General features: G+C 73.3%; 1 pseudogene. It reads left to right on the top strand.

Features of this window, described 5'->3' with window-relative positions:
• Window positions 1-655, top strand: a pseudogene (locus B4M60_RS00270) (hypothetical protein); the annotation flags it as partial.

The following is a 655-nucleotide window of genomic DNA, read 5'->3' as shown; positions in this document are numbered from 1 at the left end:
CCGGCCTGTACATCGAGCGTGACGACGAACCCGGATCAGTCGCCGGTGTCCCGTCGTACGAGGCGGCGCGGCGGGACTTCCTCGACCGCACCCGGGCGGCCGCGCGGGCGATCGAGCCGGGGACCGTCATCTCGCACGGCTCCGCGCTCGCGCTGCACGGACTGCCACTCCACGGTGTCCCGCTCGACAGGCCGTCCGCCACCAGGCACCGTCCGGGCGGAGGTAGCCGTCGGAGCAGCGCGTTGACGTGCTGGAACCTGCCCGTGGTCGGGTCGACGACGGTGGTGGACGGGATTGAGGTGACGTCGCCGGCGCGGACGATCATCGACGTGGCACGCACGGTCAGTCTGGAGAGCGGGGTGTGCGCGGGCGATGCGGCGATCCGGCGGAGCCTGGTCACCCGGAGCGATCTGCAGGCGGAGGCGGACGCCGCGAGGGGTCGCTCCGGGGCGGCCCGCGCCCGCGCTCTGCCCGCCCTGACCTCGGGTCTCGCGGAGTCGGTGCTCGAGTCCCTGATCAGGGTGATCCTCGTCCTGGGCGGCGTGCCGGAACCGGAGCTCCAGGTGTGGCTCGGAGTGCGTGGGGGCGAACGATTCCGCGTCGACCTCTACTGGCGAGAGTGGCGGGTGGGGGGGGGGGGGGGCGGGTTGTTCTT

Origin of the sequence: Dietzia sp. UBA5065, from assembly GCA_002415925.1 — a bacterium.
Classification (GTDB): domain Bacteria; phylum Actinomycetota; class Actinomycetes; order Mycobacteriales; family Mycobacteriaceae; genus Dietzia.
This window is presented reverse-complemented; position numbering and strand designations above follow the sequence as displayed.